Raw genomic sequence first — 20,450 nt, 5'->3', positions numbered from 1 at the left:
GTGGACTTGCGCCATACGAAACCCGAAGGGAATGCGCCATGCCACGGATCAAGAAGTTCGACCATGTGGGAATCACCGTCGCCGATCTGGATGCGGTGACCAAATTTTTTGTGAGCCTGGGGATGCACGTCGCCGGGCGCGTGGACGGGATGGAGGGCGAGTTTCTGGAAACCGTCTGCGGAATCCCCGGATCGCGCACCAATGTGGTGATGCTGCTGGCCGAGGACGGTGCCACGGGGATCGAGCTGTCCAGCTTCGAACGGCCCGACCACGGGCCCGGGCAGCCGGAGGCGATGGCCAACGAACTGGGCATCCGCAACGTCGCCTTTGAGGTGGAGGACCTGCGCGGCATGGTCGCCGGGCTGCAGGCCGAGGGCTATGAGCTGGTCGGCGGCATCGGCGAGTACCAGGACAGCTGGCAGATGGCCTACGTGCGCGGGCCCGAGGGGATCCTGGTTGCGCTCGCACAGCCGATTTAAACACAGCAGCCCGCCGGCGGAGCAATCCGCCGGCGGGCCTGCTTGAGCAGCTAGGCCTTGGCCTTCTTCAGCGATTTCTCGCTGACCGGGGCCTGATCGCTGGCGCGCAGCTTGGCGAAGTACGCCATCGCCTCATCCTGGCGTTCGGCTTCGATGCCGCTGGAGATCTCCGCGCGCAGGTGCTCCTGGGTGTAGCCGAAGGCGTCGACCAGCTCCTGGGCGTGCGGGCGCAGCCGGGCGAGCAGCCGGTTGATGTAGCCCGGCAGGGTACGTGCGCGCTGCATGGACAGCCGGCCGTGCCCCAGGAACCAGCCCAGATCGTCTTCGATCACGCTCAGCGCGAAGACGTCGCGCAGCCAGGTGAGCACCTCGCGGATCGGCTCGTCGGAGATCTTCTCCAGCGCGGCGGTGAACGCCTCCCAGCGCAGCAGCTCGCCGTGCGCGCGGGCGGCGGCGATGAGCAGCTCCTGGTTCTCGTTGAAGGCGTTGGCGGCCTTGAGCTTGTCCTTGCCGGCGGCGCGCAACGCGGTGGCCACCTCGGCCACCTTCGCATTGATCCGGTCGGTCAGCAGTTCGCGCTGGTTCTCCGGATCCTTGAAGAAGTTCGCGCTCTTGCGCTCATCGGAGATGTCCACGAAGGCCTGGCCGACGCTGCGCAGCCCCGAGCGGTGCAGCGCGGTGGTGCCCACCTGCTTGGCCACGTAGCGGGCCATCGCCCCGGTATCGAGCTTGCGGAATTCCGCGGCGTAGTCGGTGAGCAGGCGCTTGCCCACCAGCTGCAGCAGCACGTTGTTATCGCCCTCGAAGGTCACGTAGACGTCCAGGTCCGCGCGCAGCTGGGTGAAGCGGTTCTTGGCGATGAAGCCGGCGCCGCCGCAGGCCTCGCGGGCCTCCTGGATGGTGTCCAGCGCATCCCAGGTGCTCAGCGACTTGAGCGCCGCGGCCAGGGTTTCCAGGTCCTGGCGGTCCTCGTCGGTGTCCTCGCGGCCGGAGAAGACCGCGTCGAACTTGTCCAGCAGCTCGTCGTGGGCGAAGCTGGCCGCGTAGGTGCGTGCCAACCGGGGCAGCAGCCGGCGCTGGTGGCGCTGGTAGTCCAGCAGCGTGGTCTCCTCGGTGTCCGAGACGCTGTTGAACTGGCGGCGCTGGTTGCCGTAGGTCACCGCGATCTGCAGGGCCATCTTCGCCGCGCCGGTGGCCGCGCCGTCCAGCGAGACGCGGCCCTGGACCAGGGTGCCGAGCATCGTGAAGAAGCGCCGGCCCGGGGAGGAGATCGGGGAGCTGTAGCTGCCGTCGGCGGCGACATCGCCGTAGCGGTTGAGCAGGTTGCCGCGCGGGATGCGCACCTGGCTGAAGTGCAGCCGGCCGTTGTCGATGCCGTTCAGCCCGCCCTTGAGCCCGTCGTCCTCGCCGCCGATGCCGTCCAGGAACTCGCCGTTGGCGTCGCGGATCGGCACGTAGAAGCAGTGCACCCCGTGGTTGACGCCGTTGGTGATCAACTGGGCGAACACGGTGGCGGCGGTGCCGTGCAGCGCGGCGTTGCCCAAAAATTCCTTCCAGGCCGCGGCGAAGGGGGTGTGGATGATGAATTCTTCGCTGTCCGGATCATAGGTGGCGGTGGTGGCCACCGCGGCGACATCCGAGCCGTGGCCGATCTCGGTCATCGCGAAGGCGCCGGGAACCTGAAGATTCATCGCGCCGGGCAGCCACTTGGCGTGGTGCTCCGCGGTGCCCAGGTGCAGGATGGCGCCGGCGAACAACCCCCACTGCACCCCGGCCTTGATCTGCAGCGAGGGGTCCGCGGCGACGAGTTCCTCGAAGGCGGCGATGGATCCGCCGTGGTCATCCTGCCCGCCGAATTCCTTCGGGAAGGCGCGCTGCACGGCCTGCTGCTCGACGAGGATCTTCAGCTGGCCGAGCACCTGCTCGCGGTGCTCATCCATGGACCAGGCGGGGTCGCGCTGCAGCTTCGGGTCCGCGGCGCGGGCCCGGGAGGCCTTGCGGATCTCGGCGTAGGGGCCGAGCAGCTGTTCGGCGAGGGCTTGGACATTGATGCTGGTCATAAGTGGGGCCTTTCGAATGCTAGGAGCGGGAGTTGGTGGAGATGCCGTGGGTGAGCCAGCCGCTCAGCGCCTCGGCAAGTTCGTTCAGGCTCGGCTTGCCCGGCGCCTCGGGCTGGCGCAGCCAGAGTTCCCCGGCGGAGCGGATCATGCCCAGCGCCGCGCGCGGCCAAAGCGCCGTGGCGCTGGAGGGGGCGAGCGTGTGCGCGGCGAAGTGCGCGCTGAGCCGTTCGTTCATCAGCGAGGTGACCTCGTCGAAGAAGGCGTTCAGCGCCCCGGTGGAGCCGGTGGCCGCGCGATCCGGGGCGGTGAGCACATCCGGGGTCTGCGCGGTGACGAAGAAGTACAGGTTCGGACTGCCCTTGGCCAATTCCAAATAGGCGGTGACCATCGCGCGCAGCGCCCCGGCCTCGTCGCCCTCGGCGAGCCCGGCGGCGATGATGGAGTCGCGGAAGTCGGAGATGACCACGGCGCCCAGCGCCTGGCGCAGGCCCTCCTTGTCGCCGAAGTAGCGGTAGTACACCGGCTTGGAGGTTTTGGCGTGCGCCGCGATCTCCTCCATGGAGACCTGCGGGCCGAGCTTGTGCACCGCCTTACGGGCGAGCTTGAGCAGCTCCTCGTGGCGTTGGCTGCGGTGCGCCTGCCAGCGGGCCGAACGCCCGTCGGTAGCCGAGTCGATATCTGGGGTGATCTTGTTCACGTAACCCAGAGTATCATGTACTCTTGGTTACAGTAATACTTCTCACAACCCTAGGAGTTCCTTCATGGCCGACCAGCCAGTGCGCAATGCAGTCATCATCGGTGGCAACCGCATTCCCTTCGCCCGTTCGAACACCGCCTACGTCAACGTCTCGAACCAGGACATGTTCACCGCAGCACTGGAAGGCCTGGTGGCCCGCTTCGGCCTGCAGGGTGCGCGCCTGGGCGCCGTGGCCGGCGGCGCGGTGCTCAAGCACTCCAAGGACTTCAACCTGGTCCGCGAGTCGGTGCTCGGCAGCTCGCTGGACGCCGCCACCCCGGCCTACGACGTGCAGATGGCCTGCGCCACCGGCATGGAGGCCATCGGCTCGCTGGCCAACAAGATCAAGCTCGGCCAGCTCGACTCGGCCATCGGCGGCGGGGTGGACACCACCAGTGACGCGCCGATCGTCGTCTCCGAGGGGCTGCGCGCGGTGCTGCTGGAACTCTCCCGCGCGCGCAGCACCAAGGCCAAGCTCACCGCCCTGTCCAAGCTGCGCCCGGCGCATCTGGCCCCCTCGGCTCCGGGCACCGGCGAACCGCGCACCGGGCTGTCCATGGGCGAGCACCAGGCGATCACCACCCACGCCTGGGGCATCACCCGGGTGGAACAGGACGAGCTGGCGCTGGCCAGCCACCAGAATCTGGCCGCCGCCTACGAGCGCGGCTTCTTCGACGACCTGCTCACCGCGTTCAACGGCCTGGCCAGAGACAATAACCTGCGTCCCGACTCGAGCATGGAAAAGCTGGCCAAGCTCAAGCCGGCCTTCGGCAAAACCCTGGGCGAGGAGGCGACGATGACCGCGGCGAACTCCACCCCGCTGACCGACGGCGCCTCCGCGGTGCTGCTGGGCAGCGAAGAGTTCGCCGCGGACAACGACCTGCCGATGCTGGCGAACTTCGTGGACTTCGAGGCCGCCGCGGTGGACTTCGTGCACGGCGCCGAGGGGCTGCTGATGGCCCCGGCCTACGCCACCGCCCGGCTGCTGGAGCGCAATAACCTCACCCTGGGCGACTTCGACTTCGTCGAAATCCACGAGGCCTTCGCCGGCACCGTGCTCGCCACGCTGAAGGCCTGGGAATCGGCGGAGTTCTGCCGCGAAAAGCTCGGGCTGGATGCGCCGCTGGGCTCCATCGACCGGGCTAAGCTGAACGTCAACGGCTCCTCGCTGGCCGCCGGGCACCCCTTCGCCGCCACCGGCGGGCGGCTCATCGCCAGCACCGCGAAAATGCTGCATGAAAAGGGTTCGGGGCGCGCACTGATTTCGGTGTGCGCCGCCGGCGGACAAGGCGTAGTGGCAATCTTGGAGGCACGAAGCTAAATGGCAGATAAGTACCTGGAACTAGTTAATAGCGGAATGACCAAGAAGCTGGCCAAGCTGCTCGGGCTGCCCCGTCCGCCGCGGCTGCGCCGCTACACCCCGGACACCGCGCTGCTGCCCGGCCCGGTGCTGGTGCTCGGCGCCTCCGCACGCGCCCAACAGCTGTGCGACACCCTGGTCTCCTGGGGGCTGGACGTACGCCGGCACGACGCGGGGCAGAGCAAGCTCGGCGGGATCGTGCTGCTGCTCGATGAGCTGACCGACCCCGAACAGCTCTCGGAGCTGATGCTGAGCACCGGCGCCGCGCTGCGCCAACTGGTCCCCGGGGCGCGCCTGGTCTCCTTCTCCCGCCCCGCGCTGGCCGAGAATGCTCCCGCGGTCGCCGCGGTGCGCCAGGGCATCGATGGGGTCATCCGTTCGCTCGGACGCGAAATGCGCGCCGGGGCCACGGCCAACGGCATCGTGCTGGAAAACGAAACCCAGCTGGACAGCCCGAGCGCGCTGGGCGCGCTGCGCTTCTTCTTCTCCGGGCGCAGCGCCTATGTGGACGGCCAATTCTTGGGCGTGCGGACCGAGCAGGGGGAGCTTCCGGCAGATTTCCGGGCACCGCTGAGCGGCAAGGTCGCGGTGGTCACCGGCGCCGCCCGCGGCATCGGCGCGGACATCGCCCGCACGCTGGCCCGCGATGGGGCGCAGGTGGTGCTGGTGGATATGCCGGCCGCCGGGGATGCGCTGGCCAAGGTGGCCAACGAGGTCGGCGGCACCACCTTGCAGCTGGATGTCACCGCCACGGACGCCGGGGCGCGGATCCTGGATCACGCCCTGTCCCGCCACGGCGAGCTGGATCTGGTGGTGCACAACGCCGGCATCACCCGGGACAAGCTGCTGGCGAATATGGACGCCGGGCGCTGGGACTCGGTGATCGCGGTGAACATCTCCGCCCAGCTGCGCATGAACGAGGTCTTCCTCGCCGCGAAGCTGCCGGGTCTGCGCGTGGTCTCGCTGGCCTCCACCTCCGGGATCGCCGGCAACCGCGGGCAGACGAACTATGCGGCGAGCAAGGCCGGGGTGATCGGCATGGTGCGCGCCAGCGCGGGGCTGTTCGCCGAGCACGGCGGCTCGATCGCCGCGGTGGCCCCCGGGTTCATCGAAACCGAGATGACCGCGAAGATCCCGCTGGGCACCCGCACGGTGGCGCGCCTGGTGCTGCCCTCGCTGATGCAGGGCGGATTGCCGGTGGACGTGGCCGAGGCCATCGCCTTCCTCGGCTCCGACGCGGCGGCCGGGCTGAACGGTTCGACCTTGCGCGTCTGCGGCCAGTCGCTGGTGGGTGCCTAGATGGGCGCCGAGCTAGTCACCGAAATCCCGACTATGGCCGCGGTCTATGCCCGGGCGGTGAAAACCCTCACGCGGAAGCCGAAAAATCCGGTGCTGCCCGAGGTGACGCTGATCTTCCAAGGCGCCCGCGCGGATCAAGAAAAACTCACCGCCTACCGCCAGGCGGTGAGCGCGCCGGTCAACGGCAAGCTTCCGAGCCTGTACGTGCACTCGCTGGCCTTCCCGCTGGCGATGTCGCTGATGCTGCGCGGTGACTTCCCGCTGCCGCTGCTGGGCATGATCCACCTGGGCAACCAGGTCTCGGTCACCGAGCCGCTGGGCCAGGAGGAGGTCTTCGACGTCGAGGTGAATGCCGAAAACCTGGTGGCCCACGCCAAGGGGGCCTGCTGCGATCTGGTGGTGAAGATCGTGGTCGCCGGGGAAACCCGGCTCACGCTGCGCAGCACCTTTCTGGCCAAGGGCGTCAGGCTGGGCGGAGAAACGCCGGCTAAGGCCCATGAGCCCTTTGTGCCGCCGCAACGCACCGCCGCCTGGAAACTGGACGGCGGCACCGGACGGCGCTGGGCCGCGGTGGCGGGGGACTACAACCCGATTCACCTCAGCCCGCTGAGCGCCAAGGCCTTGGGCATGCCCGGGGCCATCGCGCACGGCATCTACCTGGCCGCCCGCGCGCTGGCGGCGATCGAGCCCGCCAGCGGGAACTACGAGTGGGAGATCGAATTCCATACTCCGGTGGTGCTGCCGGCCGTCGTGGACTTGGCCTTTGCGCCCAGCGCCACGGGGTTCGCGGTGCAGGGCTGGAATCCGCGCAGGGGCAAGCCGCACTTCGAGCTGCGGCTGACCCGCGAGGTCTAGCGCCCGCTGGCGGCGGGCCCTAGCCGGGAAAGGCCTGTAATGCCATAATGTGCGTATGAATGCAGATAAGAGAGTTTGTTCGCTGCAGGTCGACAGCCAGTATGTGGAACTCGCGGTAGAGGTCTTCTCCATGCTCGCCGACGCCACCCGGGTACGGATCATCCTGGCCCTGCGCGAAGGCGAAATGGCGGTGGGCGCGCTGGCCGGCATCGTGGGCAAATCCCCGGCCGCGGTCTCCCAGCATCTGGCCAAGATGCGACTGGCCCGGATGGTTTCCACCCGCCAGGACGGCACCAAGGTGCTGTACCGGCTGGAGAACGAGCATGCCAGGAAGCTGGTGGCCGACGCGATCTACCAGGCCGAACATGCCCTGGGCGGCGTGCCCGCGCACCACCGCGGCGAGCGAGCTACGCCGTGAACGCCACCGCTGACCACGTGCACACGCACCGCACCGGTTTCAAGGGGTGGCTGATCGAGCTGTTCATGCCGCATAGCCACGATGCCGCCGATTCCATCGACGACGCCATGGAGGCCAACCGGGAGGGCATCCGCGCGCTGAAGCTGAGCATGGTGATCCTGCTGGCCACCACGGTGCTGCAGGTGATCGTGGTGGTCTTCAGCGGGTCCGTGGCGCTGCTGGCCGACACCATCCACAACTTCTCCGATGCGCTGACCGCCGTGCCGCTGTGGATCGCGTTCATTCTGGGCCGCAAGGCGGCGGGCAAGCGCTATACCTACGGCTACGGGCGGGCCGAGGACCTGGCTGGGCTGTTCATCGTGCTGGTCATTGCGCTGTCCGCGGTGCTCGCCGCCTGGCATTCGATCGAGCGGCTGGTCAACCCGCAGCCGCTGCAGAACCTGTGGTGGGTGCTCGCCGCGGGGGTGATCGGCTTCGCCGGCAATGAGCTGGTGGCGGTCTACCGGATCCGGGTCGGGCAGAAGATCGGCTCGGCCGCGCTGGTGGCCGACGGGGTGCATGCGCGCACCGACGGCTTCACCTCCCTGGCCGTGGTCTTCGGCGCGGTGGGCGTGATGCTCGGCTTCCCGCTGGCCGATCCGGTCATCGGCCTGCTGATTTCCGCGGCGATCCTGGTGCTGCTCGCCGGGACGGTCAAAAGCATCGGCCGGCGGCTGATGGACGGCATCGAGCCCGAACTGGTTTCCCGCGCGCAGGCCGCGCTGGCAGGCGCTCCCGGGGTGCTCGAAGTCTCGCGGCTGCAATTGCGTTGGGTGGGGCACCGGCTGCAGGGCAGCTCAACGATCCTCGTCGCCGACGCGCCACTCTCGCAGATCCAAGGGATCACCGCCGAGGCCGAGCTCCGTTTAGCCGCGGCGCTGCCCAAGCTCGAGGACATGGTGATCACCGCGTCCACCGGCGAGCCGCGGAGCTGAACCGCTTAGGAACGGCATTGGCAGGACATGCGGTAGCTGGCCAGCGTGGACACCGCGGCCCGCTCCCAGGTGAATTCGCCCGAATGCTCCAGGGCCGCATGCCCGGCCCGGGTCACCCGCGCCGGATTGCGGGCCAGTTCGATCAGCTGCTGCGCCCACAGTTGTGCCGAGGGCTCGGGAATCAGCCAGCCCGAAACCCCATCGTCCACCGCGTAGCCCAATCCGCCGACCCGATTGGCCAGCACCGGAGTGCCGCAGGCCTGCGCCTCGGCGGCGACCAGCCCGAAGGTCTCCGAAAGCGATGGCACGGCGACCACATCGGCGTTGGCGAAAACCGCTGCCAGTTCGGCCGGCTGCAGCGGTCCGAAGAAGCTCAAGCGCTCGGTGATGCCTTCGCGGCGGCCCAGGGCCGGCAGGTCGTAGTCCCCGCCGCCGGAGAGCGCGCCGAAGAGCGAGGCGGTAATGCGCAGCTCGGGTGCGCTGCGCTGGGCAATGCCCAGCGCCTCGATGAGCAGGTGCGCCCCCTTGAGCCGCTGCATGCGCCCGGCGTAAACCAGATGCAGGTCATCCTCGCCCAGGGGGCGGGCAAGCTTGTCCTGCTCCGGGTGGAAAATGCGGTGGTCGACCCCCGGGAGCACCACGTCGAGCCGCTCGCGTTCGAGCTGGTAGAAGCGCTCGAGCTGGGCGGCCTCGACGGGGGTATTGGCGATCACCCGGTCGGCCTGGGCCAGCAATGCCCGCTCGGATTCCTTGCGCAGCTCCGGCTCGGGTAGTCCGGACTCGAACTCCTTGGCCGCCGCCGAGGTGTGCATGGTGAGCACCAGCGGCACCTGCCAGGCTGCGGCAAGCTGCCGCCCGACCAGGCCCGAAAGCCAATAGTGCGCGTGCACGATGTCGATCTTCAGCTCGCTCAAATGAGCGGCGATCCGCTCGGCGGCCGCATCGATGATACCCGGCAGTTCGTCCTTGCTCAGCACCTGGCCGGCGGCGACCTGCACCTGATGCATCCACACGCCCGGGGTTACTTCGGCGCTGCTGCTTGGCTCGGCGGTGCGGGTGAGCATATGCACCTCGTGCCCCAGCGCACCGAGGGCATAGGAGAGATTCTGGATGTAGACGTTCATGCCTCCGGCGTCTCCGGACCCGGGCTGCTGCATGGGGGAGGTGTGCAGGGAGAGCATGGCGATGCGCATGAAAAGAGGCTCCAGCCGGATCGGGGATAAGACCGTAGGACAAATGAGGGTCGAGTCGATATTACCAATAGCCGCGATGGGTTGGTTCGGCCTGGCTCGGCGTGCAGCGGATTGGTGGACGGGCAGGCGGTGCAACCAGAACGCCCACGCGTATAAGGCTGCTACCGGTCGACTAGATAATGAAGGGCGATGAGCCGATTCCAGCAACTTTTCGCTCAACTGCGTGCCCACCTAGCGAGTTCTGGAGAGTTAACCTTGGATTCGGTCAGCATTCAAGGGTCGGTATGTCCGGTCAAATGAAACGAATGCCCCGTACGAATTCGATCGCGATATCGAAGCGCTGATGGTTTAGGCAGCGCCGGGCATGCCATAGCAACTGGGCTGGCCGTGCAAAGGATGGTGCAAACTTCGGGCCCAACGTGGAAGCTAGTCGCCGTCGTCCAATTCGATAACACTTGCCACGGTCACGCTCGCAATGTCGACGCCGGTCAGGTCGGCCACCACCGAACGTGCCATATACGGCACTTCCTCCCAGGTTTTTGCCTGAGTCAAAGCGCCTTCAACGTCGGGAACGCTGACCGCATAAATGTCGTCGGCGTGTACGTACCGAACTTCAATCTCCATGACCAAAGTATGACCCTAGCGGGCAGGTGAAACAAGGACGGATTGGCCAAATGAGCGCGGTGAATTTTTAGGGTTTGCAACTGAACTATTGCAGCGCGATTGGAGCCATCCTGCCGCATTGGTTTCAGTGGAAAATGAAAACTCTCGTGAACCAAATGTAACAAGGCTTTTTGTGCTGAACCGGAATGTTTGGGACCAGCCGCGATTGTTGAAGTGGACGTCCGTGGCATTTATGCAGCTACTTCCGAAACGTGAACGCGACGCTGCCGGCTATTTCCCGCACCGAGCCCATGACCACGCAGACGAACTGAACCTTATCGTTGAATCGAACGTGCCGGGAGTCCGCAAAAAGTTATTCGAGGGCTACCTGGACTTCCTAGACGCCTAGCAGGGTTTCCCATACTTGCACCATGGCTAAAACAACTTACACGACGGTCACGGACGTTGCGGTGCTCGGAGTAGATCAGTGGTCGCCCTCCCGAGGAGTCAGCGAAGTCATGCAAGACCTACTTGGACAGCTGGCAACCGCTAGCTCACCTGATCCCACGCATCGACGGGCAGACCGAAGGCGGGGACTCAGGGCCAATGAAAGTAGCAGATGCGGTAAATAAATCACCGTGCAACGGTACGTGGAACAATTCAGGTTCTTAAAACCGGGGGTACGGCCGTGACACATTTATCCAGAGCCCGACGCAAAGGCTCTAGATTCAGATCTTCCCTTGCGATTCTACTTGTCTCGTTCAATTCGTTACCTTGTATAGGCTGCCAAACCAAATACCAACCGGCGGAAAACGCTATTCTCGACCAGTAAGTTCGTTGCACTCTGCCATTTCCTTCACGGAACGGGTGAATGTGGTTGAGCTCGTCGTAGAATTTCGCAAGTGAATCAATGAATTCTTCTTTCTCCAAGTCTTTGAGATGGTTGCGATTCGCCAGCTCGGACATGACATTGTCGATAAGAAAGGGAATGTGAGAACTGGGCGCAAAAAATTGCCCTGAACCCCGCCGCATATTGATGGTACGGTACTCGCCGGCCCAATCGTAAACATCTTGAAATAGATGCCTGTGGAGGCCTCTTATTTCCCAGGCATCTCGAGTTGGTTCCACTAGTTCATGGTCGCGAAGTTGAACGACACGTGCGTGGAATAGGTCGGCTTCAGCCTTAGCGAGCGCTTGATACGAGTCGGCCCCGACTAAGTTCCTCAGAACTCCATCGGGGCTGGTCAAATATGGATCCTCGATACTACTACTTGAGGCCATATCGTTCCCGGGTAATCCTCACTAGCTCATCTGCAGTGATATCACCCGCAACGTAATTTTTTGATTCTTCAGCATATTCCGAGCTGACGGTTAAACCTTCAAGGTATACGCTGTGAGTGGCTTCTTCCACCCAACCAGATCGCATTTCAAGTGTAGACATGTGCGCTCCTGCAAGTGTTGGTGTCTACTATTCTACCGGCGCCGGGATGCTAATCCAACTAAGACGAGCGGGTTTTCGCCTGAATAACTGAGCCGGAGCTGAGATGAATCCTCGGTGATCGCCTAGTTGGGACTTAACCCTCAGATTGCCGACGGTAGTAGTTATAAAAAATCCCCGGTTGACCGAAGTCAACCGGGGATTTCACCTGTGCGCGAAAGGGGACTTGAACCCCTACCCCCTTGCGAGGACTAGCACCTCAAGCTAGCGCGTCTACCTATTCCGCCACCCGCGCAGGTTATGCGTTGTCTGCGTTGTTATCGCTGGCAACGAAGTAAAACTTTACCACCGTCCGGCGGCGTTTGCCAATCGGGCAGGATTGGCCACCAGGGCTCCAAAATCCGCGGAATCATGCGGGAAACTCGGGTTTGATCAGTAGTTTCGCATTAATTTTCACCGAATCAGTGTTGAGCGTCACAGCAAAACGGCCGATTTCTGGGCTCTGGCGAAGGTTTGCGCCACCCTGTCGCCGTGGTCCAGTTTGTTCTGCCGGATGCGGCTTAGGCCTGCACGATCTCCCGTAGCTGCTCGGCGCCAAGTACCTGATTGAAGATCTCGCCCTCCGGTTCCATCCAGCGGCCGGCGGCAAGATCGGCCAGGCGAACGGGCTCGTAGCCCAGCGCGCTGATCAAAGCCGCGGCGAGCCCGGCGCCTTCGGGATCATCGGTGGCGATCGCGAGCGCGCGTCGTTGTTCGGTCTTTGCCGCTCCGTCGGAGTCCAAATCCCAGTGGCTGATGTGGTTCAGCGCCTTGACGACCCGGGACTCCGGGAAATGCGCGGCGATGGCCTCGGAACTGGATAGCCCGGCCCGCAGGCTGAGTTCGAGCCAGTCGGGCAAGGGCTCGTCCTGCCAGCGGTTTGTCGCATCCAGCAGCACCAGATCCGCCAGGCTGTCCTGCGCCACCTCGTCCAGGTCCTCCTGGGGGACCATGAGGACGACGAGGTCGACGCCCGCACCGATGTCTTGGGCCGGCACCGCCTGGGCCTGCGGAGCATACTGGGCCAGATGGTATTTCATCTGGCCCACGGGCCGTGAGGAGGCGATGTTCACCGCGATGCCGGCCGACGCGGCCGCACGAGCCAAGGCGGTGCCCGCCCGGCCGGCACCCAGGATGCCAATGCGTTCAATTTCTGCCACCGCTGGGTGTGGACTCTGGCCCATATGGATCCTCCTAGCTTCGTACTTGAAGCCTAACCGCAGTTGCCGGGTTGGCGCATGAAAAAGGCCACCGGCCCGAGTATGGAACTCGGGCCGGTGGCCTAGATGGAGATTGGCTAACCGCCGAAGAGCGGAGCGATGTTCTTCCAGAGCTGCTGGAGGCCCAGCGAGATGAACAGCAGCGCGGTAATGCCCAGCGCCGTGTTGGTGTGCCAGCGGTTCGCCCATCCCTTGGGGATGCGCTTGCCGTTGAGCAGGCCCAGCAGGGTGATCGCCAGGAACGGCATGAACAGCGAGCCGAGCACGCCGTAGGCGAGAATCAGCGCGATGGGCTTGTCCAAAAGGAACAGCACCATTGGCGGGAAGGTCAGCCAGAGGACGTAGAACTTGAAGTACTTGCCGCCGGTCAGCGTGTCCTTGTGGCCGGCGGGCTTCTTGCGCATGTGGCCCCAGAAGTCGGCGAACATCAACGATACGCCGTTCCACACGCCAATGATCGAGGAGAACGAGGCGGCCCAGAAGCCCACCAGGAATCCGGTGCCGACGAACGTTCCGTAGCGCTCGTTCAGCACCTCGCCCAGGTCCAGCAGGCCGCGGTCGCCAGCGGAGATCGATACCCCGGCCGAGCGAACGACCTCGGCGCCGACCACGAGCATGGCGAGCACGAAGATGCCGGTCATCACGTAGGCCATCGAGTTGTCGATGCGCATCACGCGCATCCACTTCGGGGTGTTCCAGCCCTTTTCACGCAGCCAGTAGCCATAGGCGGCCAGGGTGATGGTGCCGCCGACGCCGCCGGCCAGAGCCAGGGTGTAGACCACGCCGCCGGACGGGATCATCGGCACCAGGCCCTTGAGCATTTCCGGCACGTTCGGCACGGCGATGATCGCCAAGCCGACGACGGTGACGAACATGATGCCCACGAGGACCGCGGTGACCTTCTCGAAGAAGGAGTAGCGGCCGAACCAGACCATGGCGAAGCCGGCAAGGCCCATCAGCACGGCCCATATCTTGAGGTCCACTGCGGGGAAGAGGGCCGCCAGCGGCATCGCCGCCGAGCTCATCGCGGTGGCGCCGTAAACGAAGCCCCAGAGGATGATGTAGGGACCGAAGTACCAGGTGGTCCAGCGGCCCAGGGACTTCCAGCCCTCGAAGATCGTCCGGCCGGTGGCCAGCGTGTAGCGTCCGGCGCCTTCGACCAGAACGATCTTCAGGATGACGCCCAGGATCACCGCCCACAGCAGGGCGTAGCCGTACTGGCTGCCGGCCACCAGGGTCGCGACCATATCGGCGGCGCCCACACCGGTTGCCGCGACAACCAGTCCGGGGCCGACAATCTTCCATTTTGGTGCTCTGCCGCCGTCGTGGTCGGCGTGCACCGGCGCGCTCTCGGCGCCCGGTTGATGCTGTTCGGCCATGAATGAAGTCCTTAAAGTTTTTGCTCGTATCCGGTGCGAGTACCGGGATGCCTCGGACCAGCGGGTGTGAGCAAGAATCGACGTTGATCTTCATCACTGCCACTAGAGAGACAGATCTAATGTATGGGTGATGCGCGACATAACCAAGGCGTGCGCCAACTCTTAAGTGAATCTTAGGAAAGCAGCGGGCCGGCAAGCCGCCGAAACCAGCTGATAAAGTGCTTCACAGTGCGTGGTGCACCAAGATTTGAAAGGACGTGGCCTTGCAGCTGCTCATCGTCGAGGATGACGACGCCGTCTCCACGGCCCTTGCCGACGCCGTCGCAGCTGCCGGGCACACCGCCGAATGCGTCACCCGCGGGGAGGACGCGTTGCTGCGGCACCGCGAGGCGGACATGATCCTGCTGGACCTCGGCCTGCCGGATATGGATGGGCTGGAGGTGCTGCGCAAGCTGCGCCTGGTGACCACCACCCCGGTGGTGATCCTCAGCGCCCGCAACGACGAACGCAGCGTGGTGCGCGGGTTGCGCCAAGGCGCCGACGACTATCTGGTCAAGCCGATCGGGTTGACGGTGCTGCTCGCGCGCATCGAGGCGGTGGCCCGCCGGTCGCGGATGAGCTCACCGGTCAGCGCCCTGCTGCAGGTAGGGGAGCTGGGCATCGACCTGGACAAACGCGAGGCCCGGTTGGGGGCGCGGGCGCTGAACCTGACCGCCAAGGAATTCGACCTGCTCGCGCTGCTGGCCAAGCATGCCGGCTCGGTGGTCACCCGGGAGCAGATCCTTGATGCCCTCTGGGGAGATGCCTTCGTAGCCGTTTCCCGCTCGCTGGACGTGCACCTGACCGGATTGCGCGCCAAGCTCGAGCGTCCCGGAATGATCATCAACGTCCGCGGTGTCGGCTACCGCCTCGAGGCAAACCTCCAATGAGATTGCGCGTCATCGCCATTCTGGGATCGCTGCTGGCCCTGCTGGTCGTGATCGTCTCCGCGGTGCTGATGCAGAGCGCGAGCGTGGATGCGGCCCAGGAGCTGCGGCTGAGCCGCGAAGCGTCGCTGAATAGATTCATCCAGTTGGGCGCCCAGGCCGAAGCCGAGGCCGAGCACGGCAAGCTGCAGCTGGAAATGGACACCTATTCCAAGCTCTATGACGAGGCTCTGCTGGTGCGCCTGGGCACCGAAACGCTGACCTCCGGCCAGCTCGATCCCACCAGGCCGGAGGTGGCGCGGGCCTTGGAGAATACCGAGCTGAACCTCGCGCATACCGACATCCCCGCGATCAACCCCTTCGCCACCGGCAATGCGCTGATCGCGCGCCCTTTCGGCAATTCCACCCAGGTGCTCGGCTCGGCGCTGCTGGAAGTCAACCTCGACATCTCCCGCCGGTTGGTGCTGCAGCGATGGATCTGGGTGGTGCTGTTGAGCATCGCGGCCGGGGCGGGGCTGCTGCTGCTCGCGGACCGGGTCACCGCCTGGGTGCTCAAGCCGATCCACCGGCTCAATGAAGCGACCAAGGAACTGGCCAAGACGAAGACCTCGACCCCCTTGGAAGCCGCCGGGCCTCCGGAGCTGCGCGAATTGGCGCATTCCTTCAGCAAGATGTCCGATGCGATGACCGCGAGCCTGGCCCAGCAGCGGGAGCTGATTGCCGAAACCTCGCACCAGCTGCGCAATCCCGTGGCGGCGCTGCGCCTGCGGGTGGATCTGCTGAAGCTGCGCCTCCCAGCGGCTGCGGATCCGCAGGCGGTGCAGGCCGTGGAGAAGGAACTGCACCGGGTGGAGTCGCTGCTGGACGCGGTGCTCCGGCTGGCCAGCGCGGATCATCGGCTCTCCGAGCAGGCGGCGGACCGCACCCCGGCTGCCCGCACGGCGGAGGTCGAAACGGTCAAGGTGCGCGAACTGCTGATCGAGGAAATCGAGCGGCAGTCTTCGGCGGCCCGGCAAAGCGGCACCCAGCTGCTGCTGGAATCCGGGAACGAACCGGAGGTCCTGCTGGCCTGCAACGAGTTCGAGCTGCAGCAGATGCTCGCCGAACTCTATGAGAACTGCCTGAAATATGCCGCCGGGACGCCGATCGAAACCACCCTGCGGGCCACGCCTGAACTCGTCGAGATCAGCATCCGCGACCACGGCCCCGGGCTGAGCGAAGCACAGCTAGCGCAGGTGTCCGAGCGGTTCTGGCGCGCGGACCCGGCCGGGGCGACCCCCGGCACCGGGTTGGGCATGGCGATCGTGGAGCGCCTGGCCCGCGCCAACGCCGGAGAGCTGCGCATCGCGGCGGCCGAAGGCGGAGGGCTGTGCTTCAGCCTGCTGATGCCACGCGGCCAGGCGCCGAGCGGGGGTGGCCAAGCTGGCTGAGCACCGGAACCCGAGCCGGCGCAGCGTGCTGCGCTGGGCCGGGCTGGGCGCCCTGGGCCTGCCGGCGCTGGCCTCCTGCACCAGGGGCGCGCTGATCGAGCGGCTGGATGTGGCCGGCGGCGAAAGCGGGGGCATGTACTTTGAATTCGCCAACCTGCTCGCCGCGGCCCTGGTCCGCTACGGCATCGCCGCGCACTCGGAAGCCCTGGTGACCGAGGCGAGCGTCGAAAACCTCGAGCTGCTGGAGAACGGGAAGGCCGGGCTCTCGCTGGCGCTGGCGGACACCGTGGCCCAGCACGAGCGCTCCGCGGATTCCTCGCTGGTCGCGCTGGGCCGGGTCTACCAGAACTACTACCACTGCATCGTGCGCCGCGGGAGCCGGATCCGCTCGCTGGCGGACCTCTCCGGCCAGCGGCTGGGCACCGGGGCGCCGGGGTCGGGCACCTGGGTGACCGGGCAGCGCATCCTGTCCGCCGCCGGGCTGGACGAGGAGGGAACCCAGCCCAGAGAACGCCAACTGGGCTATGTGGCCGGACTGCAGGCCCTGGAAGCAGGGGAGATCGATGCGCTCCTGCTTTTCGGCGGCATCCCGGTCAGCTCCATCACGGCGTTGGGGCGGACTATGCAGCTCCGGCTGATCGATCTGGCGGGGGTGCTGCCGGCCTTGCGCGCGGAGCATCCGCGGCTCTACGAGCATGTGATCATCCCGCGTCATACCTATCCGGGGGTGGCCGAGGTGGACACCGTGGGAGTGGCGAACCTGCTGATGGCCAACGCCGCGCTGCCGGCCCCGGTGGCGGCGGGAATCGTGGAGCTCTTGGTGGACCATGCGCGCGAACTGATCCCGCGCAATAGCGCCGGCATCCAATACCTCACCCCCGATACGCTGATCTCCACCGGCGGGCAGCGGCTGCATCCGGCGGCCGCAACCACCTACCGCAGGCTCCATGGCTAGCGCGGCCAACGCGCCATGGGCCGTGGGGAACTAGGGTGGATAGCAACCGAGGCCGCCACCGCGAACAGAGGATCCAAAGATGCCGAGCACGCACGCCTATGAGCTTATGCAAGAAGAAGTGGTGCAGATCTGCCGCAAGCTGATCAGCATCGACACCACCAACTTCGGCGAGAACAACAGCCGCGGCGAACGCGAGGCCGCCGACTACATCGCGGGGCTGTTCGCCGAGGTCGGCCTGGCCTCGACAATCCACGAATCCGCGCCGGGACGCGCGAACCTGATCGCCAGGATCCCCGGCAGCGACCCGAGCCTGCCGGCGCTGGTGGTGCATGGGCACCTGGACGTGGTCCCGGCGATCGCCGCGGACTGGTCCGTGGACCCCTTCGGCGCCGAGCTCATCGACGGCATGATCTGGGGCCGCGGGGCGGTGGACATGAAGGGCATGGACGCGATGATCGTCGCGGTGATCCGGCGGCTGATGCGCGAGCGGATCAGCCCGCGCCGGGATCTGGTCATCGCCTTCTTCGCCGACGAGGAGGCCGGCAGCGACTGGGGCTCGATGTGGATGGTGGAGCAGCATCCGGAGGTCTTCGCCGGGGCCGGGGAAGCGATCAGCGAGGTCGGCGGATTCTCCACCGAGATCGCCGGGCAACGCGCCTACCTGGTGCAAACCGCGGAGAAGGGCATCGCCTGGATCAAGCTCGCCGCGCACGGGGTGGCCGGACACGGCTCGCAGCTCAATCCGCGCAACGCGGTGACGGCCCTGGCCGCCGCGGTGGCCCGGATCGGTGAATACCAGTGGCCACTGTCCTACACGAAAACCACCCGCGCGCTCTTCGAGGAGCTGGCGGTCATCTGCGGCACCGAATTCGACGAAGCGAACCCCGCACCGCTGCTGCAGGCCTTGGGGGATACCAGCCGCTTCGTCGGCGCCACCCTGCAGAACACCTCAAACCCCTCGGTGCTCAAGGCCGGCTACAAGCACAATGTGCTGCCCGGGTATGCCGAGGCGCTGATCGATTGCCGCACCCTGCCCATGGAGCACGAATCCACCATCGAGAAACTGCGCGAGCTGGCCGGCGAGCACGTGGAGCTCACGCTGCTCCAAGACCAGCAGTCGCTGGAGGTGCACTTTGGCGGCGAGCTGGTCGATTCGATGGTGCAGGCGCTGGTGGCCGAGGACCCCGAGGCGGTGGTCCTGCCCTACATGCTCTCCGGCGGCACCGACAATAAGGCGCTGGCGAAGCTGGGGATCACCGGCTACGGTTTTGCCCCCTTGCAGCTGCCCAAGGATCTTGATTTCACCGGAATGTTCCACGGAGTTGACGAGCGGGTGCCGATCTCGGCGCTGCAGTTCGGAACCCGCGTCCTTGACCGACTATTGCGCAACTACTAGGAGTAGCCAACGTGCCTATCGAACAGATCCTCAGCGATGAGCTGCTGTCCCGCTTCCGCGAACGCGCCGGCGGCTATGATGCCGCCAATGCCTTTGCCACGGAGGACTTCGAGGAATTAGCGGCCCTGGGCTATCTCAAGGCCCTGGTGCCCGAATCCTCCGGCGGTTTGGGCTGGAGCTTCGAGCAGCTGGTGCTGGCCCAACGCCGGCTGGCCACCGCCGCGCCGGGCACCGCCCTGGCGATCAATATGCACCAGGTCTGGGCCGGCGTCGCCTATCTGCTCGCCGCCCGGGGGGACGCGCGCCTTCAGATGGTCACCGAGTGGATCGCCGCCGGGGAGATAATGGCCTTCGGGATCTCCGAACCCGGAAACGACTCGGTGCTCTTCGATTCGAACACCGCGGCGAGAACCCTGGCCGATGGGTCCGTCAGCTTCACCGGCACGAAGATCTTCACCTCGCTGTCCCCGGCTTTCACCCGGCTTGGCGTATTCGGCAAGGACGAGGCCAGCGGGGAACTGGTGCACGGGTTCGTCCCCCGCGGCGCCGGGGTCCGCTCGCTGGAGGACTGGGATACCTTGGGCATGCGCGCCAGCCAGTCGCACACCACCAAATTGGAAGGCGCGGTGGCCCCGGCCAGCTGGGTGCACACCCGGCTTGAGGTGGGACCGAACGCAGACCCGCTGGTCTTCGGAATCTTCGCCTCGTTCCTCACGCTCACCGCGAGCGTATATGTCGGGATCGCCGAACGCGCCGTGGAGCTTTCGCAGGCGGCGCTGCGCAAACGCACGCACCAGGACGGGGGCAGCTACACCCAGGACGTGCGCGCCAGGGGAGTGCTGGCCCAAGCCGGAATGCGCCTGCTCAGCCTGGACGCCCTGCAGCGCACCGTCGCCGCGGATCTGGAAGGACAGATAGATCACGGGCCGGGCTGGTTCCCGCGCCTGGTCACGCTGCGCACCCTCGCCGGGCAGAGCGCACGCGACAACGTCGAGGCCGCCGGCCAGCTGCTCGGCGGCGGCGGATATTTCCGCGGCAGCGAATTCGAGCGGCTCTACCGCGACGTGCAAGCCAGCTGGTATCACCCATCCAATGCCGCCTCGGCGGAGAATACCGTGGCCAGCTGGCTGGTGGGTCCCCTAGAGCCCTGAGCGATCCAAGGTGCTGACCACCCGGATCACCTTGCGGCGCAGCCAATATTTGCTCGCGCCGCCCTCGTAGCGCAAGGTGCGCATCAGCTCCCATTTGCCGTTATCCGAATGCTCGCGCAAGGCAGCCCGCGCCACCTGCTTGGATTCTGCAGGGAACGCGGTGATCACCAGATACTCGTAACGGTCGTCATTATCCAAGTGCCGCGGAGCCTTGATTAATTCCTGAAGCATTACACCCCTATCGAAAGAATGATTTCGGTTGTAGCGTGTGACTCATGAGCACCGAACCGAGCTACGCCCTGCAACTGCTGATCTCACGCCTCGAGCAGCACCTGACGGTAGTTTCCCAGAGCCGCGGGTCGGCCGACGCCGCGGTCGATGCCGCCTTCGGCTCGCTCGCCGAAGCGTTCGAGAGCTATGAGGATGCACTCTACGAGCAATATTCCGAACTTCTTCCGTTCACCATACCTACGGATGACGACGATGACGAGTGAGTACGGCCACGGTTTGAATTTCCTTGCGAAAGCCGTGTAATCACC

Annotated in this window: 22 protein-coding genes and 1 tRNA gene; 13 read left to right on the top strand and 10 right to left on the bottom strand. The window is 65.7% G+C overall.

What is annotated here, in order from left to right; translation table 11 throughout:
• Positions 1-38 precede the first annotated feature (38 nt).
• Positions 39-479: a VOC family protein gene (locus tag CQ015_RS01160; protein WP_181150321.1), complete on the top strand. Its 441-nt coding sequence runs from the start codon at positions 39-41 to the stop codon at positions 477-479.
• Between the two features lie 50 nt (positions 480-529).
• Here the strand turns inward: CQ015_RS01160 and CQ015_RS01155 are convergent, their stop codons facing one another.
• Together CQ015_RS01155 and CQ015_RS01150 are read right to left on the bottom strand one after the other, a co-directional pair.
• Entirely contained in the window at positions 530-2,539 is a 2,010-nt protein-coding gene (locus CQ015_RS01155; protein ID WP_105649145.1) for an acyl-CoA dehydrogenase, read from the bottom strand.
• Between the two features lie 19 nt (positions 2,540-2,558).
• Positions 2,559-3,236, bottom strand: a complete 678-nt coding sequence (locus CQ015_RS01150) for a TetR/AcrR family transcriptional regulator (RefSeq protein WP_105552093.1) — start codon at positions 3,234-3,236, stop codon at positions 2,559-2,561.
• 64 nt (positions 3,237-3,300) lie between these two features.
• Here CQ015_RS01150 and CQ015_RS01145 point away from each other — a divergent pair, with 64 nt between their 5' ends.
• Genes CQ015_RS01145 through CQ015_RS01125 form a run of 5 tightly spaced genes read left to right on the top strand, consistent with a single transcriptional unit; the run spans position 3,301 to position 8,181 of the window.
• Positions 3,301-4,596, top strand: a complete 1,296-nt coding sequence (locus tag CQ015_RS01145; RefSeq protein WP_105649144.1) for an acetyl-CoA C-acetyltransferase — start codon at positions 3,301-3,303, stop codon at positions 4,594-4,596.
• The gene (locus CQ015_RS01140) at positions 4,597-5,934 is read left to right on the top strand and encodes a 3-oxoacyl-ACP reductase (RefSeq protein WP_105649143.1); all 1,338 of its coding nucleotides are present in this window, start codon (positions 4,597-4,599) and stop codon (positions 5,932-5,934) included.
• Positions 5,935-6,789, top strand: coding sequence for a MaoC/PaaZ C-terminal domain-containing protein (locus tag CQ015_RS01135; RefSeq protein WP_105552096.1), 855 nt, complete (start codon positions 5,935-5,937; stop codon positions 6,787-6,789).
• Positions 6,790-6,844: 55 nt separating this feature from the next.
• Positions 6,845-7,207 (top strand): metalloregulator ArsR/SmtB family transcription factor, encoded by a 363-nt coding sequence (locus CQ015_RS01130; protein ID WP_105552097.1) that lies wholly within the window; start codon positions 6,845-6,847, stop codon positions 7,205-7,207.
• Positions 7,204-8,181 carry a cation diffusion facilitator family transporter gene (locus CQ015_RS01125; protein ID WP_308727235.1) on the top strand — a complete coding sequence of 326 codons (978 nt, stop codon included), beginning with the start codon at positions 7,204-7,206 and terminating at the stop codon, positions 8,179-8,181. The genes CQ015_RS01130 and CQ015_RS01125 overlap by 4 nt, the downstream gene beginning before the upstream one ends.
• A 5-nt stretch (positions 8,182-8,186) precedes the next feature.
• Here the strand turns inward: CQ015_RS01125 and CQ015_RS01120 are convergent, their stop codons facing one another.
• Both CQ015_RS01120 and CQ015_RS18640 read right to left on the bottom strand, forming a co-directional pair.
• A complete protein-coding gene (locus CQ015_RS01120) occupies positions 8,187-9,374 on the bottom strand; it encodes a glycosyltransferase (RefSeq protein WP_105569078.1) in 1,188 nt (395 codons plus the stop codon).
• Positions 9,375-9,800: 426 nt separating this feature from the next.
• On the bottom strand, positions 9,801-9,998 hold the full coding sequence (locus CQ015_RS18640) for a type II toxin-antitoxin system HicB family antitoxin (protein ID WP_105719010.1): 198 nt from the start codon (positions 9,996-9,998) through the stop codon (positions 9,801-9,803).
• Between the two features lie 223 nt (positions 9,999-10,221).
• Here CQ015_RS18640 and CQ015_RS18850 point away from each other — a divergent pair, with 223 nt between their 5' ends.
• Complete coding sequence (locus CQ015_RS18850; RefSeq protein WP_181148250.1) at positions 10,222-10,386, top strand: hypothetical protein; 165 nt, start codon at positions 10,222-10,224, stop codon at positions 10,384-10,386.
• A 251-nt stretch (positions 10,387-10,637) separates the two neighbouring features.
• Here the strand turns inward: CQ015_RS18850 and CQ015_RS19545 are convergent, their stop codons facing one another.
• The 5 genes from CQ015_RS19545 to CQ015_RS01095 all read right to left on the bottom strand — a co-directional run bounded on the left by CQ015_RS19545 (position 10,638) and on the right by CQ015_RS01095 (position 14,053).
• Positions 10,638-11,258 (bottom strand): Fic family protein, encoded by a 621-nt coding sequence (locus CQ015_RS19545; RefSeq protein ID WP_105552100.1) that lies wholly within the window; start codon positions 11,256-11,258, stop codon positions 10,638-10,640.
• The gene (locus CQ015_RS18845) at positions 11,245-11,418 is read right to left on the bottom strand and encodes an antitoxin VbhA family protein (protein WP_176484109.1); all 174 of its coding nucleotides are present in this window, start codon (positions 11,416-11,418) and stop codon (positions 11,245-11,247) included. Before CQ015_RS18845 ends, CQ015_RS19545 begins: the two co-directional genes overlap by 14 nt.
• Before the next feature lie 208 nt (positions 11,419-11,626).
• Positions 11,627-11,710: transfer RNA gene (locus tag CQ015_RS01105), tRNA-Leu, on the bottom strand.
• 265 nt (positions 11,711-11,975) lie between these two features.
• Positions 11,976-12,638, bottom strand: coding sequence for an NADPH-dependent F420 reductase (locus CQ015_RS01100; RefSeq protein WP_105552101.1), 663 nt, complete (start codon positions 12,636-12,638; stop codon positions 11,976-11,978).
• 113 nt (positions 12,639-12,751) lie between these two features.
• Positions 12,752-14,053, bottom strand: a complete 1,302-nt coding sequence (locus CQ015_RS01095; protein WP_105552102.1) for an Nramp family divalent metal transporter — start codon at positions 14,051-14,053, stop codon at positions 12,752-12,754.
• Between the two features lie 263 nt (positions 14,054-14,316).
• Here CQ015_RS01095 and CQ015_RS01090 point away from each other — a divergent pair, with 263 nt between their 5' ends.
• From CQ015_RS01090 to CQ015_RS01070, 5 genes are all read left to right on the top strand, one after another.
• Positions 14,317-14,982 (top strand): response regulator transcription factor, encoded by a 666-nt coding sequence (locus CQ015_RS01090; RefSeq protein ID WP_105552482.1) that lies wholly within the window; start codon positions 14,317-14,319, stop codon positions 14,980-14,982.
• Positions 14,979-16,409, top strand: coding sequence for a HAMP domain-containing sensor histidine kinase (locus CQ015_RS01085; RefSeq protein ID WP_105649142.1), 1,431 nt, complete (start codon positions 14,979-14,981; stop codon positions 16,407-16,409). Before CQ015_RS01090 ends, CQ015_RS01085 begins: the two co-directional genes overlap by 4 nt.
• Positions 16,393-17,364 (top strand): TAXI family TRAP transporter solute-binding subunit, encoded by a 972-nt coding sequence (locus CQ015_RS01080; protein WP_258133860.1) that lies wholly within the window; start codon positions 16,393-16,395, stop codon positions 17,362-17,364. Before CQ015_RS01085 ends, CQ015_RS01080 begins: the two co-directional genes overlap by 17 nt.
• Positions 17,365-17,443: 79 nt before the next feature.
• Positions 17,444-18,760, top strand: coding sequence for a M20/M25/M40 family metallo-hydrolase (locus CQ015_RS01075; RefSeq protein ID WP_105649141.1), 1,317 nt, complete (start codon positions 17,444-17,446; stop codon positions 18,758-18,760).
• Between the two features lie 11 nt (positions 18,761-18,771).
• Positions 18,772-19,911 (top strand): acyl-CoA dehydrogenase family protein, encoded by a 1,140-nt coding sequence (locus CQ015_RS01070; RefSeq protein WP_105552104.1) that lies wholly within the window; start codon positions 18,772-18,774, stop codon positions 19,909-19,911.
• Here CQ015_RS01070 and CQ015_RS01065 read toward each other — a convergent pair.
• Positions 19,900-20,142: a DUF5703 family protein gene (locus CQ015_RS01065; protein ID WP_105552105.1), complete on the bottom strand. Its 243-nt coding sequence runs from the start codon at positions 20,140-20,142 to the stop codon at positions 19,900-19,902. The two genes, CQ015_RS01070 and CQ015_RS01065, sit on opposite strands and share 12 nt — an antisense overlap.
• Positions 20,143-20,186: 44 nt before the next feature.
• Between CQ015_RS01065 and CQ015_RS01060 the strand changes: the two genes are divergently transcribed.
• On the top strand, positions 20,187-20,405 hold the full coding sequence (locus CQ015_RS01060; RefSeq protein WP_096284411.1) for a hypothetical protein: 219 nt from the start codon (positions 20,187-20,189) through the stop codon (positions 20,403-20,405).
• The last annotated feature ends 45 nt before the right edge of the window (positions 20,406-20,450 follow it).

The sequence above is a fragment of the Arthrobacter sp. MYb221 genome (assembly GCF_002979835.1).
Taxonomy (GTDB): Bacteria; Actinomycetota; Actinomycetes; order Actinomycetales; family Micrococcaceae; genus Glutamicibacter.
The sequence above is the reverse complement of the archived record's forward strand: the minus strand, read 5'-3'. Positions and strand labels throughout refer to the sequence as shown.

What these genes read in the sequence shown, in the direction of transcription:
- CQ015_RS01160 (WP_181150321.1), top strand. Translation starts at nt 39, where the DNA reads ATGCCACGGATCAAGAAGTTCGACCATGTGGGAATCACCGTCGCCGAT.
- CQ015_RS01155 (WP_105649145.1), bottom strand. Translation starts at nt 2,539, where the DNA reads ATGACCAGCATCAATGTCCAAGCCCTCGCCGAACAGCTGCTCGGCCCC.
- CQ015_RS01145 (WP_105649144.1), top strand. Translation starts at nt 3,301, where the DNA reads ATGGCCGACCAGCCAGTGCGCAATGCAGTCATCATCGGTGGCAACCGC.
- CQ015_RS01140 (WP_105649143.1), top strand. Translation starts at nt 4,597, where the DNA reads ATGGCAGATAAGTACCTGGAACTAGTTAATAGCGGAATGACCAAGAAG.
- CQ015_RS01135 (WP_105552096.1), top strand. Translation starts at nt 5,935, where the DNA reads ATGGGCGCCGAGCTAGTCACCGAAATCCCGACTATGGCCGCGGTCTAT.
- CQ015_RS01130 (WP_105552097.1), top strand. Translation starts at nt 6,845, where the DNA reads ATGAATGCAGATAAGAGAGTTTGTTCGCTGCAGGTCGACAGCCAGTAT.
- CQ015_RS01120 (WP_105569078.1), bottom strand. Translation starts at nt 9,374, where the DNA reads ATGCGCATCGCCATGCTCTCCCTGCACACCTCCCCCATGCAGCAGCCC.
- CQ015_RS18640 (WP_105719010.1), bottom strand. Translation starts at nt 9,998, where the DNA reads ATGGAGATTGAAGTTCGGTACGTACACGCCGACGACATTTATGCGGTC.
- CQ015_RS19545 (WP_105552100.1), bottom strand. Translation starts at nt 11,258, where the DNA reads ATGGCCTCAAGTAGTAGTATCGAGGATCCATATTTGACCAGCCCCGAT.
- CQ015_RS18845 (WP_176484109.1), bottom strand. Translation starts at nt 11,418, where the DNA reads ATGTCTACACTTGAAATGCGATCTGGTTGGGTGGAAGAAGCCACTCAC.
- CQ015_RS01100 (WP_105552101.1), bottom strand. Translation starts at nt 12,638, where the DNA reads ATGGGCCAGAGTCCACACCCAGCGGTGGCAGAAATTGAACGCATTGGC.
- CQ015_RS01095 (WP_105552102.1), bottom strand. Translation starts at nt 14,053, where the DNA reads ATGGCCGAACAGCATCAACCGGGCGCCGAGAGCGCGCCGGTGCACGCC.
- CQ015_RS01085 (WP_105649142.1), top strand. Translation starts at nt 14,979, where the DNA reads ATGAGATTGCGCGTCATCGCCATTCTGGGATCGCTGCTGGCCCTGCTG.
- CQ015_RS01075 (WP_105649141.1), top strand. Translation starts at nt 17,444, where the DNA reads ATGCCGAGCACGCACGCCTATGAGCTTATGCAAGAAGAAGTGGTGCAG.
- CQ015_RS01065 (WP_105552105.1), bottom strand. Translation starts at nt 20,142, where the DNA reads ATGCTTCAGGAATTAATCAAGGCTCCGCGGCACTTGGATAATGACGAC.
- CQ015_RS01060 (WP_096284411.1), top strand. Translation starts at nt 20,187, where the DNA reads ATGAGCACCGAACCGAGCTACGCCCTGCAACTGCTGATCTCACGCCTC.